Consider the following 15,703-nt stretch of genomic DNA (forward strand, 5'->3'; position numbering starts at 1 on the left):
TAATAAAATAAGCCCAGCAATAATTAACTGGACTATTATTTATATAATAGCATATTTAACATTGCTGTCAATATTTTTTTTATATTCTTAAATAATCATAAATTTACCTGTTAGACATAAAAAAGGGACCGTTACAGAATGAATTAATCATTTCAAAATCATTGCAAGCTCCTCCACGAAAATTTAGCATCCATGAGCCATTAGGATATTTTCAAATTGTCTATGAGTAACTTGTAATAATGAACATTAGAAATTCATATTTTGCAACAGTCCCTTTTATAAAACACTTAGTAATTCATATGATATTTTTAGGATTTATCAGCTTATTTATTTTCCATTTTTAGGTATGATTCGTACCTATCTTTTGCAGCTTCTTCTGCTTCTGCATAGAGTCTGTCAGCATCTTCTGGGAAGGCTTTCTTAAGGGAAGCATATCTTACTTCTCCTTGTAAGAATTCTTGGAATGATTCTGTAGGCTCCTTACTATCTAAAACAAAAGGATTCTTTCCTTCTTCTTTAAGCATTGGATTGAACCTCCATAAGTGCCAATAACCACTTGCTACAGCTTCTTTTTCTCTTCTTTGGGTCTTACCCATACCTGCCTTTATACCATGGTTTATACATGGTGCGTAGGCAATTATGATTGAAGGACCATGGTATGATTCTGCTTCTTTTATAGCCTTAAGAGTTTGGGCTTGATTTGCTCCCATTGCAACTTGTGCTACATATACATATCCATAGCTTGTCATCATAAGTCCTAGGTCTTTTTTCCTTACTTTCTTGCCACTTGCTGCAAATTTAGCTACAGCTGCAAGAGGTGTTGCTTTTGAGCTTTGCCCACCTGTATTTGAGTAAACTTCTGTATCAAATACAATTATATTTATATCTTCCCCACTAGCTAGTACATGGTCTACTCCTGAGAAACCTATATCATAAGCCCAACCATCTCCACCATAAATCCATATGGATTTTTTAACTAGGTAGTCTTTTAGTGATTTAATTCTTTCCAAAATCCCATTTGCTTCGTCATTATCAGTTTTATTTCCTAGAAGTGCTCCAATCTTTATAGCTGCTTTCTTGCTCTCTTCAAAATCATTGTTATTTTCAAGCCATTCGTTAAATACTTCGTTAAGAGCAGATGTTACTTTAAGTCCTATAAACTTCTTCATTAATGTTTCAAGTAAGAACTTGTTAGATTTTGTTGCTAGAAGCATACCGTAGCCATACTCTGCTGCATCTTCAAATAAGGATGATGCCCAAGCTGGGCCTTCACCCTTGCTATTTGTGCAATATGGCATTGATGGAACTGATGAGCCCCAGATTGATGAACATCCTGTTGCATTTGAGATGATTTGATGATCACCATATAGTTGAGTTATAAGTTTTGCATAAGGTGTTTCTCCACAACCTGCACAAGCTCCTGAAAATTCAAGAAGTGGTTGGCTAAATTGTGAATTCTTAACATTTGTTGGTGCTATTTCGTCATTCCTATATCCAACTTGACTATGGGCAAATTCCCAATTATCTGCTTCTTTTTCTATTTGTTCTTCTATTGACTTCATTTCTAAGGCTTTTTTAGGAGCTGGACATACATCAACGCAGTTTCCACATCCCATACAGTCATATGGTGATACTTGGATTCTAAATTCATATCCTTCTAGACCTTTTCCTATAGCTTTTTTAGTTTCAAATCCTTCTGGTGCCTTAGCTTTTTGTTCTTCATCTAATAAAAATGGTCTAATTGTTGCGTGTGGACAAATATAAGAGCATTGATTACATTGGATACAATTGTCTATATTCCATTCTGGAACGAATAAGGCTATACCTCGTTTTTCATATCTTGATGTTCCAGGCATGTATTGACCATCATCGTATGGAAGGTATGTTGAAACTGGAAGTTCATCTTCTTTTAAGTTTATGATTGGCCTAACCATATTTTTGATAAAATCAGGTTCATTTTCATTTACATTTTCTTCATCATCTTTTAGGTCTTTCCATTCTTCTTTTACTTTTATTTTTTGTAATTGTTCACTAGCACGATCTACTGCCTTATTGTTCATATCAACAATATCTTGACCCTTCATACCATAAGATTTTTCTATAGAATCTTTTAGATATTTTATTGCATCATCTATAGGGAGTACTTCTGATAAGATAAAGAAGGCTGTTTGAATAACCATATTTGTCCTATGTCCTAGTCCAACTTCTTGGGCAATCTTTGATGCGTTTACTGTATAGAATTTGATATTTTTCTCAGCTATATCCCTAAGCATTTTGTTTGGTATATGATCTTCAAGTTCATCTTCTGACCAAATTGTGTTAAGTAAGAAGATACCACCTTCTTTAAGATTTTCTACCAAGTCATATTGTCTAACATAGGCTTGAGGTGAGCATGATACAAAGTCTGCTTCATCTATAAAGTATGCTGCATGAATTGGGTTTGGTGAAAATCTTAAGTGACTCATTGTAAGCCCATTAGATTTCTTTGCATCATAATCAAAATAACCTTGAGCAAACATATCTGTATTATCTCCTATAATTTTTATAGCAGATTTGTTTGCACCAACTGTACCATCTCCACCATTACCCCAGAAGATACAACGTCTTGTTTGTCCATCTGAAATTACAAAGCTTTCGTCTGTTTCAAGTGATGTATTTGTTACATCATCATAAATACCTATAGTAAAGTGATTTTTCATCTCACCTTGTAGGTTGTCAAACACTGATTTAAAGTGAGCAGGTCTTGTATCTTTTTGTCCAAGTCCATATCTACCAGCTATTATTTTTGGATTTCTACTAGAGTCTGAGAATGCTTCTAACACATCTAAGTATAGTGGTTCTCCAGCAGATCCTTTTTCCTTTGTCCTATCTAGTACTGCAATCCTTTCTACTGTTTCTGGAATTGCTTCAAGTAAGTGTTTTGTAGAGAAAGGTCTATAAAGGTGAACTTTTACAAGCCCTACTTTTCTTCCCTCTTTATTTAGCTCATCTACAGTTTGTTGGATAGTATCTGTACCAGAACCCATTGCAACAATTATATCAGTAGCATCTTCAGCTCCTACATAGTTAAATAAAGAATAATCTGTTCCGATTTTTTCATTTATCTTATTCATATATGAAATAACGATTTCTGGTAATCCAATATAAGCCTTATTTTGAGCTTCAGCTCTTTGGAAATATCCACTCTTTTCAAATACTCCACGCATAAATGGTCTATGTGGATTTAAGGAATCGTTTTTAAACTCATCAACAGCTTTCCAATTTACCATATCTTGAAATTGGTCATAATCCCATACATCTATCTTTTGAATTTCATGACTTGTTCTAAATCCATCAAAAAAGTTTACAAATGGAATTCTAGCCTCAATTGCTGAAAGATGCGCTACTGGCGAAAGATCCATTATTTCTTGAACTGAACCACTCGCTAAGAAAGCAAATCCTGTTGCTCTTGCTGCCATAACGTCTTGATGGTCACCATACATATTGATAGTCGATGTTGAGACTGAACGAGCCGCCACATGAAATACTGCAGGAAGTCTTTCTCCAGCAATCTTATACATATCAGGAATCATTAGTAAAAGTCCTTGACTTGCTGTGTATGTAGATGTTAATGCTCCCGCTGCAAGAGATCCATGTACCGCTCCTGCCGCTCCCGCTTCATGTTGCATTTCTGTTACTGAAACTGGGTTTCCAAATAAATTTAATCTGCCATTGGCTGCCCATTTATCAATAAACTCTGGCATTGGTGATGATGGTGTAATAGGATATATGGCAGATACTTCACTAAAAGCATAGGAAACATGAGCCGCCGCAGTGTTACCATCCATGGTAACTTTTCTTCTCTTTATAGTCATTAAATACTCCTTTTAATATTTTTTTGATAATTTTGATCTTAACGATTAAAAATAGAACTCAAAAAAGAGTTCTATTTTTATTGTTTTACTAATTCATCTATATATTCTGCATTTGCTGCAGGATCTAGTTTGAATCCAGAAATCTTGTTTACAATACATGCTATAGCTGCATCTCCTGTAATATTACAAGCTGTTCCAAATGAGTCTTGAGCTACGTATAAAGCTATAATAAGAGCTGTCATAGGTTCTGTAAATCCAAGCATTGATTGAAGAATACCTAATGCTGCCATTACTGCTCCACCTGGAACTCCTGGTGCTGCTACCATTGTCACTCCAAGCATTAAAATGAATGGAAATATGTGTTGGAATCCAACATCTGATCCGTTAAGCATAAGAATTGACATTGAACAAGATGTAAGTGTTATTGTTGATCCAGATAAGTGTATTGTCGCACAAAGTGGAATAACAAAATCTGCTATACCCTTATTTACACCAATCTTATATGTTTGGTTAAGTGTAACTGGTATTGTTGCTGCTGATGATTGTGTACCTATAGCTGTCATATATGCTGGGATCATAGTCTTAATTTTACTAAATGGACTTCCACCACTTGCTGTACTAGCTATTGAAAATTGTGCAGTAATTGTTAACCAGTGAAGGATTATTACCATTATGAATACTTTTGAAAATACAGATAATACTGTTACCACTGTTCCTTGATAAGCCATATTTGCAAAAATACCACAAATATGAACTGGTAATAATGGAATTACTATTGTTGATATAAGCTTTGTGATTATATCAGAAAATTCGTGTACTGCTTTTTTAAGAACATCAGCCTTAGCTGCTGCTATACCAACACCTAAAATGAATGAAATAATTAGAGCTGTTGTTACAGAAAATATTGGATCCATTGGTGATTGGAAAAATGGTTCTAGTACCCTTCCTGCATTATCTTCTGGATTAAATGAAATAGCTCCAACCTTGATAAAGTTAGGTAGTATAATTCTTCCTACAAAATATGTAATAGTACCAAACACAATTGTTGATAAGTATGCAATTCCTGCTGTAATTGCTAGTGTCTTTCCTGCTGAATCTCCTAAGTCTGCTATTCCTGGGATTACAAAACCCATAATAATTAATGGAATAACAAAGTTAAGGAAGTTGCCAAATAGACCATTAAAAGTAATTAATATTCTTACTAGGACTGCTGGTCCTACTAAACCTATTATAATACCTAAGATAATTGCAATAATAAGCCTTGGCAATAAACCTAATTTTTTCATTTTTTTCCTCCAAAATGAATTATTAATCTTAAGATCACCTAAATATTATCAAATTTACGTTTTCATGTCAACTTTTTAAGGCTAATTCCAAAGTCTTGTCAATTTTTATACATATTTGCTAAATATAATTTTTAATTCTAGTAATTTAAAAGAATTTAAATCTATTTTTAGTAATATTTTTCATAGAATCTTATGCTTTTTTATAAATTTCTTATTAAATTTTTAAAAATAGTTAGGTTTTCCTATAAGCCATGATAAATTATACTGTTAATTTTAACAATAATATCTTTATAATTTCACTCATTTTTTTAATTGTTTTCCTAAAATATATAATTTTTAACTTATAATCCTTGTCTTATAGTCTTTTTTACAAAATCTTCTATTTAGATATTTATTATTTTATCAAATCTATCTAAACTATCCTTAGTTATTTTGTGAGAGATAATTATAATAGTAGAGTTTAAAGAAAGAATCCTATCAAATACAAGTTTAGCATTTTTATCATCTAAACTTGCTACTGGCTCGTTTTTATTTTAAATATAAAAAAAGCCACAATATCTTGCAGCTTTTTTATAATTTTTTAATATCCCATTGGCATTTGTGGTGCTTCTGGTTTTTCTTTTGGTATATCTCCTATGGCTGCTTCTGTTGTAAGAATCATGCTTGCAATGCTTGTTGCATTTTCAAGGGCTGACCTTGTTACTTTTGTAGGTTCCACAATTCCCTTATCAAACATATTCACATATTCATCATCATAGGCATCATAACCTTCATTTTGTCCAGCTTTTTTAACGTTTTCTAGAACTACTGATCCGTCCATACCAGCATTTTCTACTATTTGTCTAAGTGGTGCTTCAAGAGCCTTGGCAATTATTTTTGCTCCTGTCTTTTCATCATTTTCAAGTGTTTCTTCTATTTCTTCTACCTTTTTGATAGCTTCTATTAGAACTGTACCGCCACCTGCAACAATTCCTTCTTCTACTGCTGCTCTTGTTGCTGATAGAGCATCTTCAATTCTATATTTTTTATCTTGCATTTCTGTTTCTGTTGCAGCTCCAACATTTATAACTGCAACACCACCTGCAAGTTTAGCTACTCTTTCTTGGTATTTTTCTTTATCATATTCAGAATCAGATGCTTCGATTTGACCTTTGATTTTTTCAACTCTTTCAGCTAATTTGGTTTTGTCACCTTTGCCTTCAACTATTACAGTCTTATCTTTATCAACTTTAACCTTTTTAGCAGAACCCAAGTCTTCTATTGTAGCTTCTTTTAACTCCATTGATAAGTCTTCTGAAATTACCTTGCTTCCTGTAAGGATTGCTATATCTTCAAGCATTTCTTTTCTTCTATCACCATAGCCTGGAGCCTTTACTGCAACTACATTAAATGTTCCTCTAAGTTTGTTTAAAACAAGTGTTGTAAGAGCTTCTCCATCAACATCTTCTGCAATTATTAATAGTGGTTTTGATGATTGAACTATTTGTTCAAGTAAAGGTAGGATTTCTTGAATATTTGAAATCTTTTTATCAGTTACTAAAATATATGGGTCATCTAAGTTTGCTACCATTTTTTCATTGTCTGTAGCCATATATGGTGATAAATATCCCTTATCAAATTGCATACCTTCAACTACATCAAGATAGGTATCAGTTGTTTTTGATTCTTCAACTGTTATTACTCCATCATTTCCTACTTTTTCCATAGCATCTGCTATAAATTTACCAATTTCAGGATCTGCTGATGAGATTGTTCCAACTTGTTCAATTGCTTTTTTATCTTCTACTTCTTTTGAAGATTCTTTTATATATTTTACAACTGCTTCACTTGCTTTTTTAAGACCTTTGTTCAATACTACTGGGTTTGCTCCTGCAGCTAAGTTTTTTAGTCCTTCTTTGATGATAGCTTGAGCTAAAACTGTAGCTGTTGTTGTTCCATCTCCTGCTACATCATTGGTTTTTGTTGCAACTTCTTTTACAAGTTGAGCTCCCATATTTTCAAATCTATCCTCAAGTTCAATTTCTTGAGCTATGGTTACACCGTCATTTGTAATAGTTGGTGCTCCATATGATTTGTCAAGTACTACATTCCTTCCCTTTGGTCCAAGTGTAACTTTTACAGCATTTGCTAATTTATCAATTCCTCTTTCAAGACCATCTCTTGCACTCTTACCATATTCTATATTTTTTGCCATTATAAAACTCCTATTCTACTACTGCTAATACGTCTTTGTATGCAATAACTACATAATTGTCTTTTTCGATTTTTACATCTGTACCTGCATATTGTGAACAAATAACCTTATCGCCTACTTTTAATGAATCTTTTTTATCATCATCGTTTAAAATATCATTACTTACAGCCACAACTTCGGCATATTGTGGTTTTTCTTGAGCTGATTCAGGCAAAACTATTCCTGATTCAGTTTTCTTTTCTGCTTCTAATTTTTTTATAACTATTCTTTCACCGATTGGTTTTAATTTCATTTTTCATCCTCCTTTTAGCACTCATTATCTTTGACTGCTAACTCTCAATATTAAGTATACGAGTAATAAAAAAAATTTCAAGTTTTATTTTCCTATAGCATTTTCTCTTCCATAATAGAATAGATATTGTTGGACATAACCTGCATTTTCTCCAAAATACTTATCAGCATATTCTGAAATTTGTTTTTTAGGAACTTCTTTTTTTATAAACAACGCCTCCATTACTCTTTTTATCCAAACGTCAACTGGAAATGTTTCTCTTTTATGAAAGGCAAAAAGCAAAATACAATCAGCTACTTTAGGACCAATGCCTGGAAGCTCTTGTAGTTTCTTTCTTAAATCTGGAGTTTTCATTTTTATATCTTCTTCAAAGTCAAAATATCCGTCATTTATTATATTTGCAGCCTCAACTATTCTTTTATCACGAAAACCAACTCTTGCAAATTCTCTTAAATCTTCTGACTTTGCCTTTGAAAGAGAAGCAGCAGTTGGGAAAGAATAATAATCTCTTCCCCTATATTCTCCAATATAGTCTCCATACATCTTGGAGATTATCCTAACAGACTTTTTAATCCTTGGTATTTGATTATTAGCTGAAATTATAAAAGAGATAAGTGTTTCAAAAAATTCTTGATTTAATATCCTTATTCCAGCTCCATATTCTGTAGCTTTTTTCAAAGTTTCATCTATTGAAATATAGTTTTTTATCTTTTCATAGTTTGTGTTAAGGTCAAAGTAATCATAGAAAATGTCATAAAATTCATCTAAACTAATATTATCTATAATCACCTTATCACCATCACTTTTGAGGTTGATAATTTTGCTCAAAAAAACCGCAGTAAATGAACCATCATCTTCTTCATAAAAGTTAAAACACTGCCCACATGTGAAGATATCCTTTGGGTCAAAGGATTCGTGAATTAGAATCAATTGACCCTTATCTTCTCTAATATTTAATTTCTTTTTACTATCTGTTTTAAATCTTGACATTAATACTTCCTTATCTAATTCTCAGTGCATGAACCGCAAGCCTTTGGTCTGCATAATCATATTGGCAAGTTGATAGGGTTATTATTTTATCATCTTCCCTAAAGTCTGGGCTTTCAAGATTTACTTCGGACTTATCCTTAAGTTTTTTAAAATAATTTAGCTTATATTCACCATCTCCAAAGGCTAAGCTTCTGTAGTCATAATCTGCTGGAGTTCCATATACTGAGAATATCTCATACTCTCTTAAACCCTTATCAGTTGTTATATAAATTGTTCTATTGTTTTGAGCATATTCTTGCTCCCTAAAATCCTTTAAGGCTGTAAACATAGAAGGTATATCTTCTAAAAAGTGACCATATATCACAGTATTGTCATCATTAAACTCTCTATCATTCTGATAGTCCATAAAAAGTGAACCTGCTATGTCATACTCTTTATTAATACCCTTTCTTAGATAAAATTCATTATCATTTGACTTCATAACAGGATAAGCTATATAAGTTCCTGGTATTTCAATAAATCCTGTCACATCGGAATTTTCTTCTTGAAGCTTTTTTAGTATAGCCAAGGACTTTTCTTCCTTTTGCTCAAAAGTTTCTTTGTCTTTTCCCTTTTTCTTATAATCTTTCTCTACACTTTCTACTATATCTGAAATATGTTCGTTATTCTTGTGGTTTGTATAGTAATCATAGCCTCTTTTTCCAAGAATTATTAAGCATACTATAATTATAATTACAAGAATAAATCTAAATACCTTTAGTAATTTATCTTTCATCTCTCCACCTTTATTTTTCTTCTCATATTAGTATAATAATATAAATTGAAGAATTTATGAAATTTAGTTAGGAGATAAATAAATGTCAAATTATAAATTATTTGTCGGATCAATGTGTCCACATTGTAGAAAAGTAGAAAACTTCATGGATGAAGAAGGTATAAATATAGATATAGTTAATATAAATGAAGATAGGGATGCTATGATGGAACTTATTAAAAATGGAGGAAAAAGACAGGTACCATGTCTATATCATGATGGAGAATATATGTATGAATCCAATGATATTATAGAATTTTTGAAAAGTTCAAAATAATAAAATCTAAGGGGACTTGTTTATCTTACATGTCTCCCTTTTTTATTTACCAAAAATTCACCTATACTTAATATAAAATATATTAGATTTTGTAATTATAAAAGAACTGTTTTGGGTATCAAGCAATAAAGGAGTTTATATGATTAAATTAATTGCAACGGATTGTGATGAAACACTCCTATCTTCAGATAGGACAATCCACGAAAGAAATAAAAAAGCCATAAAAAAAGCTCAGGATATGGGAATAAAGGTTATAATTGCAACAGGTAGAGGTCCATACCAACTTTTTAATATATTAGAAGAAATCGACATTGAGAAAGAAGATAGGTATTCTGTTTTATGCAACGGTGGACTTATTATGGATAATATGAGTAAAAAAATAGTCGATTCATCTCCTATAAAATATGATAAGGCTATGGAAATATCTGACTACTGTAAAAATCTTGGCATACATTTTGAAATATATACTGACAAACATTGTATTATAAGTCCGAATGGAAATAAGATTTTTGGAAACTATGATGGAGATATTTATAAATTTGTAGAAGATCCTAAAAAAGAGGATTTCATAAAAGATGAGATAATTATAAAAGTGCTCTTAAAAAACCATAACTTAAACTATCTTATGAGTCTTGAAGAAGATATAGCAAGGATTTGCGATTGGGACGTTTCTATCTCTTATTCATCAGATATATATATGGAAATAAATAGGAAAAATGTAAATAAGGCAAATGCTATTAAAAAGATTTGTAAGCACTATGGTATAAGTATGAATGAAGTCTTAAGTATTGGTGATAATTACAATGATAAAGAAATGTTAGAAGAGGCTGGATATTCTGCTGCTGTTCAAAATGCTCATCTTCTTCTTAAGGATGTATCAAAATATACAACCAAGGCAAACAATAATGAGGGAGCTGTAGGTGAGGCTATAGAAAAATTCGTATTTGATAAAAAACAACAAAAATAGAAGCCCACTTAGCCAAGGCTTCTTTTTTGTTTGCAATCAATTCAAAGAATCTTTTTTAAAGAAATATTTGTAAATACCATATATTAATATAACTGGAATTGCTATACTTAGTCCTAAAAGCATTAATGGAACTAAGATAAAACCTCCACAGAATATAATAAGAAAAGCTAGACCAAAAAAAAGTGATAAGATAAAACCCGCTAATTTAAGACCTATAATAATAACTATTATTCCTAGTATAATTTTAAAAACTTTATTATCCATCATAAACCACCTAATAAAAAATATCTTCTTTCTTTATAATTATCTTGTATAAAACATAAATTACTAGTAGGGGTATTATAACAGACACTATAACATTTATTGCAAATCCCAATAACTTAAGGGCTATAACAGCTATAAGGGCTAAAAATAAAACCCCTAGCACATTTTTTGCTTTATTATTCATAATAACCTCCTAATCTTAAGATTATTATACTTTGTTTTTAAAAAAATCAAAGTTTGTCTTGATATTTTTAAATATTTTCATATGTTTTTTTAATATATGAATTTCATTTTAAATTTTCTTTATTTAATCCAATATCTTTATGTTTATTTCATCGTTGAATTCATCCCCTGGATTTAGGTATAAGGGATTGTTAATCTCTTTACTAAAAGCTGGTCCATTTAAACTTGGCTCGAGGCAAATATAATCACCATGAAAGTCAGTCCAAATAGCAAACGTATTCATCTTATTAGCCTCAATCCTTATTTTACTAAATTTCGCCTTAAATATAAGATAATCTCTTTTTATAAAAAAAGTATCTTCAAGCTTTACATCTTTTAAAGAAAGATTTTCAACGGTAAAATCATCACCTATACAAAAGTAAGGATGAAATCCTGGTGCTATTGGAAGTCTTTTCTCCGACTTATTTCTTATCTTAAAACTAGTCTTAAAATTCTTATCTGAAATCTCATATTCTATAAAAGTCAAAAGATTTTCAAATTTTTTCTTTCCATTAAGTTTAAACAGGACCCTTTTTTCATCTTTTTCTAGGACTTCCCAAAAAGAAATCCTACCATAACCATGTTGGTCTAAATCTTCAATATCACTTTTTCCAAAATTAGGCAGGCACGGATGCATACCTCCCCTTGTTTTAAGTTCATCTTTAATCTTTATTAAAAGTTTTGGAAAAAATACCGGATTTTTTTTGAAACTAAATTCTTCTACATATGCTCCATAAGAGTTTATAATAAGATTTAGTTTATCATTATTTAATATAATCTTCATATCTGAGTACTAAAAAAGGGGCTATTGCAGAATGAATTAATCGCTCCAAAATCATTACAAACTTCTCCAGACAATTTAACCTCCACAAGCGGAGTACCACCCTCAAATTGTCTATGAGAACTTATAATGATAGAACGTTAGAAATCCATAATTTTACAACAGCTCCTTATATTTGCTTATCCTCTTTTAGCAAGTTGACCATCAAGAATGTAAAGACCACCGTAATTTCCATTGATTCTTTCAAGTCTTGTAACAAGTTTTCCAAAATTATCTTCTTCTTCAACTTGTTCATCAACGAACCACTTTATAAATGAAATTACTCTTTCATCTCCTTCTTCTCTTGCAGCTTTTGCAATTTCGTGGATTCTTCTTGTAACTTCTTTTTCATGATCAAGGGCTACTTTTGCAACATCTAATAAATCTTCAAATTTATTTTCTGGTTGTTCAAGTGCTTTATAAAGTGGTTTATAACCTACTTCTAAAAGAAATCCCTCAATTTTTAAAGCATGTTCCAATTCTTCTTTAACTTGTTTGCCAAACCAATAAGCAAATCCATCAAATTCTATGTCATAAGCAAAGATTTGCATAGCCTTATATTCGTATGCTGATTGTAATTCAAAATTCATTTGTTCATTAAGCATATCTAGTAATTTTTCACTCATTACATTCTCCTTCCAAATAATCATCATATAAGATATATACCCCATATATCATGAAATTATTCTCTATTAATTCTTTTGTGACTTTGGTAATATTTGAAGAGATTATATCTATAGTAAAACTTGAATTTTTAATATAAATCCTATTAGATTTAACAAGATTTTTTTCTTTTAGGTAATTAAAAAAGCCAACAAGCTTACATCTATCACTTGTATCTGTAGTAAATGTTACAGGTATAATATTATTACTATTAAATTGTCCCTTATCTAATTTTTTAATCAATAGCATATCGCCCATATTATCTCTCCTTTTATAAAATTACCCAAAGAAAGATAATTGTAACATTTTTTTATTTATTTTTCTTTTTCTCTTCCATTTCTTTAAAAGAAAAAATACATCCACAATAATCTTGCCTGTATAAATTGTATTTTTTAGAAAAGTCTATTGAGTCCTTATAGCCATTTTTCTTTTTAAAATCAGAATAAAGATAATTTATCCCGTATTCTCTTTCTAGAGTCTCCCCTATCTCATTTAACCAGTCACTTCTTTTGTAAGGAGATATAGAAAGGGTAGTAGTAAAATAGTCATAAGAGTTTTTTTTGGCATATTCCGCAGCAGACCTAAGCCTTAATTCATAGCATTTATAACAAGATTTACCACCTTCATGGTCATCCTTACGACTATCTACATAAGAATAAAAATCTTTTGGATTATTTTCTGGAAAAATCACCTTACTATTTAGGTCAATTTCATCTAGCAAAATTCTTACAGTATCAACCCTCTTATTAAGCTCACTTATAGGATATATGTTTGGATTGTAATAATATATATCTATATCAAAATCATTTCTTAAGCGACTTAATACACTTGAAGAACAAGGTGCGCAACAAACTTGGAGTAAAACCTTGGGTCTATTCCCATTTTTTCTTATTTTTTTAATTATTTCTTCCATTTTTATATTATAATTTATTTTGTTCATAAAGTATTCTACCCCACTAATAAACTTATAAAAAGATATAAAAATCCTGATAAAAGCATTAAAAATATAGGATCTAGCTTTGTCTTTCTTATAATAATTAGAATAAAAACAAATAATAAAAGCATAATAAAATCCAAATTTTCCAATCTTATGCGATTTATATCAAAAAGTGCAGTCTTTAGTATATCAATACCAGCAGCAAAAATCATAGATACAACAGCAGGCCTTAAAAATCCTAGTACATTTTGCATAGTATCAAGATTTTTATATTTCGTATAAAAATAAGAAATAGTTCCTACTATGATAAAAGAAGGCGTAACACATCCTAAAGTTGCAGCAATAGCTCCAGAGAGCCCAAAAACCCTAGTACCTACAAATGATGCCGAGTTTATGGCAATAGGCCCTGGTGTCATCTGACTTATAGTTATAAGATTATTAAATTCACTAATTTTAAGCCAACCATTAGCATTTACAACTTCTTCTTGGATTAAGGGAAGAGCAGCATATCCTCCACCAAAAGAGAAAAGTCCTACCTTAAAAAAACTTATGAATAACTTAAGAAGCATGGTTTCTCCTTTCTATAAAAGAATACAAAAGCCCTGTTATTATAAGTGTAAGTATTATATAAATTATATTTACATTTAAAAATACATTTAATGCAAAAGAGCTTAAGGCTATAACATAGATTAAAAATGATTTTCCAACAATTACCTCTTTTATCATATCTATTACCACACTCATAATAAGAGCGGCAACTCCTGCTTGCATACCTTTTAATACTAAGGCTATATATTTATTTGATATAAAAGCCTCATAGAAAAATGAGATAAGAGATATAATTACAAGAGGAGGAATGACAGTTCCAAGTGTTGAAATTACCGCTCCTAAAATCCCAAAAAGCTTATAACCCACACTAATTGATGCATTAATAGCAACAGCTCCAGGTGATGACTGGGCGATTGCCGTCATATCAAGCATCTCTTCTTTATTAATCCAACCAAGCTTATTTACAAAGGTATTTTCCATCAAAGATAAGATTACATATCCTCCACCAAAAGTAAAAGCCGAAAGTTTGAGGGTATTTATAAAAAGTTTAAATAGTTTGTGTGTTTTTGACATAGCAAAATCCTTTCATATTTACATTTTACTATATTTTTATTAAATAGTTATTTTAAAATTTTCCCACCTATTTTTATACATTAAAAAAACAAGGAATAAAAATCCCTTGTTTGTAATATACTTCTTATCTCTTTGAAAATTGTGAAGATTTTCTTGCTTTCTTTTGACCGTATTTGTATCTTTCTTTCTTTCTTGAGTCTCTTGTAAGAAAACCTGCTCTTTTGAGAGCTTTTCTATATTCAGGATTTACTTCAAGTAGGGCTCTTGCTATAGCGTGTCTTATAGCTCCTGCTTGTCCATTAAATCCACCACCTTTTACATTAACTTTGATATCATAGTTTGATTCATTTTCTGTTAATTTAAGAGGTGCTTTTGCTATAACTTTTAATGTGTCATATGCAAAATAATCATCTAAATCTCTACCATTTACTAAAAGACTTCCACTACCTGGTTTCATTGTAACTCTTGCTACTGAAGTTTTTCTTCTACCTGTAGCTTGATATATAATATCTGCCATCTAAATCCCCCTTACTTTAAATCCAATACTTCTGGGTTTTGAGCTTGGTGTGTATGTTCACTACCTACAAAAACCCTAAGTTTTTTGGCCATTTGTCTACCTAATTTGTTATGTGGAAGCATACCCAACACAGCATGTTCTACAATCCTTTCTGGATGTTTGTCCATCATATCAAGGTATTTTGTAGTCTTAAGTCCACCTGCATAGCCAGAATATCTCTTATATTCTTTTTGGTATTGTTTGTTTCCAGTAAGAATGACTTTTTCAGCATTTACAACTATCACATAATCACCTGTGTCAGTATTTGGAGTAAATGTTGGTTTGTGTTTTCCTCTAATTATAGATGCAACTTGTGTTGCAAGTCTACCTAGTACCATATCTGTAGCATCAACTACATACCATTTTGGTTCGATTGTTGACTTTGTAGGTACATATGTCTTTTGATTTTTCATCAAGTTCCTCCTTAAATATTTTGCCTATCTAC

Annotated in this window: 18 protein-coding genes; 2 read left to right on the forward strand and 16 right to left on the reverse strand. The window is 31.0% G+C overall.

From position 1 onward, the window contains the following. Window positions 1–323 precede the first annotated feature (323 nt). The 6 genes from nifJ to srtB all read right to left on the reverse strand — a co-directional run bounded on the left by nifJ (window position 324) and on the right by srtB (window position 9,391). The gene (nifJ, locus tag HV819_RS08940; protein WP_154540887.1) at window positions 324–3,854 is read right to left on the reverse strand and encodes a pyruvate:ferredoxin (flavodoxin) oxidoreductase; all 3,531 of its coding nucleotides are present in this window, start codon (window positions 3,852–3,854) and stop codon (window positions 324–326) included. 77 nt (window positions 3,855–3,931) lie between these two features. Continuing rightward, a complete protein-coding gene (locus HV819_RS08945; protein WP_176270022.1) occupies window positions 3,932–5,140 on the reverse strand; it encodes a dicarboxylate/amino acid:cation symporter in 1,209 nt (402 codons plus the stop codon). A 580-nt stretch (window positions 5,141–5,720) separates the two neighbouring features. Beyond that, window positions 5,721–7,334, reverse strand: a complete 1,614-nt coding sequence (groL, locus tag HV819_RS08950) for a chaperonin GroEL (protein WP_154540883.1) — start codon at window positions 7,332–7,334, stop codon at window positions 5,721–5,723. A gap of 10 nt (window positions 7,335–7,344) precedes the next feature. Continuing rightward, window positions 7,345–7,626, reverse strand: coding sequence for a co-chaperone GroES (locus tag HV819_RS08955; RefSeq protein ID WP_154540881.1), 282 nt, complete (start codon window positions 7,624–7,626; stop codon window positions 7,345–7,347). A gap of 84 nt (window positions 7,627–7,710) precedes the next feature. Continuing rightward, complete coding sequence (locus tag HV819_RS08960) at window positions 7,711–8,616, reverse strand: DNA-3-methyladenine glycosylase family protein (protein WP_154540879.1); 906 nt, start codon at window positions 8,614–8,616, stop codon at window positions 7,711–7,713. A gap of 10 nt (window positions 8,617–8,626) precedes the next feature. Then, a complete protein-coding gene (srtB, locus tag HV819_RS08965; RefSeq protein WP_154540877.1) occupies window positions 8,627–9,391 on the reverse strand; it encodes a class B sortase in 765 nt (254 codons plus the stop codon). A gap of 82 nt (window positions 9,392–9,473) precedes the next feature. Between srtB and HV819_RS08970 the strand changes: the two genes are divergently transcribed. Together HV819_RS08970 and HV819_RS08975 are read left to right on the forward strand one after the other, a co-directional pair. Further along, a complete protein-coding gene (locus HV819_RS08970; protein ID WP_176270023.1) occupies window positions 9,474–9,707 on the forward strand; it encodes a glutaredoxin family protein in 234 nt (77 codons plus the stop codon). A gap of 139 nt (window positions 9,708–9,846) precedes the next feature. Further along, on the forward strand, window positions 9,847–10,674 hold the full coding sequence (locus tag HV819_RS08975; RefSeq protein WP_154540873.1) for a Cof-type HAD-IIB family hydrolase: 828 nt from the start codon (window positions 9,847–9,849) through the stop codon (window positions 10,672–10,674). A 36-nt stretch (window positions 10,675–10,710) separates the two neighbouring features. Here the strand turns inward: HV819_RS08975 and HV819_RS08980 are convergent, their stop codons facing one another. The 10 genes from HV819_RS08980 to rplM form a co-directional block, all read right to left on the reverse strand. Beyond that, window positions 10,711–10,938, reverse strand: coding sequence for a hypothetical protein (locus tag HV819_RS08980; protein ID WP_176270024.1), 228 nt, complete (start codon window positions 10,936–10,938; stop codon window positions 10,711–10,713). 10 nt (window positions 10,939–10,948) lie between these two features. Then, the gene (locus HV819_RS08985; RefSeq protein ID WP_176270025.1) at window positions 10,949–11,122 is read right to left on the reverse strand and encodes a hypothetical protein; all 174 of its coding nucleotides are present in this window, start codon (window positions 11,120–11,122) and stop codon (window positions 10,949–10,951) included. A gap of 123 nt (window positions 11,123–11,245) precedes the next feature. Next, window positions 11,246–11,944, reverse strand: a complete 699-nt coding sequence (locus HV819_RS08990; protein WP_154540869.1) for an aldose epimerase family protein — start codon at window positions 11,942–11,944, stop codon at window positions 11,246–11,248. A gap of 176 nt (window positions 11,945–12,120) precedes the next feature. Then, window positions 12,121–12,606 (reverse strand): ferritin, encoded by a 486-nt coding sequence (locus HV819_RS08995; RefSeq protein ID WP_154540867.1) that lies wholly within the window; start codon window positions 12,604–12,606, stop codon window positions 12,121–12,123. Beyond that, window positions 12,599–12,901 (reverse strand): UDP-N-acetylmuramoyl-tripeptide--D-alanyl-D-alanine ligase, encoded by a 303-nt coding sequence (locus HV819_RS09000; RefSeq protein ID WP_154540865.1) that lies wholly within the window; start codon window positions 12,899–12,901, stop codon window positions 12,599–12,601. Before HV819_RS09000 ends, HV819_RS08995 begins: the two co-directional genes overlap by 8 nt. 52 nt (window positions 12,902–12,953) lie before the next feature. Continuing rightward, on the reverse strand, window positions 12,954–13,583 hold the full coding sequence (locus tag HV819_RS09005; protein WP_176270026.1) for an epoxyqueuosine reductase QueH: 630 nt from the start codon (window positions 13,581–13,583) through the stop codon (window positions 12,954–12,956). Between the two features lie 8 nt (window positions 13,584–13,591). Then, window positions 13,592–14,149 (reverse strand): chromate transporter, encoded by a 558-nt coding sequence (locus HV819_RS09010; protein ID WP_154540861.1) that lies wholly within the window; start codon window positions 14,147–14,149, stop codon window positions 13,592–13,594. After that, window positions 14,139–14,702: a chromate transporter gene (locus HV819_RS09015; protein WP_154540859.1), complete on the reverse strand. Its 564-nt coding sequence runs from the start codon at window positions 14,700–14,702 to the stop codon at window positions 14,139–14,141. The genes HV819_RS09010 and HV819_RS09015 overlap by 11 nt, the downstream gene beginning before the upstream one ends. A gap of 124 nt (window positions 14,703–14,826) precedes the next feature. After that, window positions 14,827–15,219 (reverse strand): 30S ribosomal protein S9, encoded by a 393-nt coding sequence (rpsI, locus tag HV819_RS09020; RefSeq protein WP_154540857.1) that lies wholly within the window; start codon window positions 15,217–15,219, stop codon window positions 14,827–14,829. Window positions 15,220–15,230: 11 nt separating this feature from the next. After that, complete coding sequence (gene rplM, locus HV819_RS09025; RefSeq protein ID WP_154540855.1) at window positions 15,231–15,671, reverse strand: 50S ribosomal protein L13; 441 nt, start codon at window positions 15,669–15,671, stop codon at window positions 15,231–15,233. Between the last annotated feature and the right edge of the window lie 32 nt (window positions 15,672–15,703).

The sequence above is a fragment of the Anaerococcus faecalis genome, from assembly GCF_013371425.1.
Classification (GTDB): domain Bacteria; phylum Bacillota; class Clostridia; order Tissierellales; family Peptoniphilaceae; genus Anaerococcus; species Anaerococcus porci.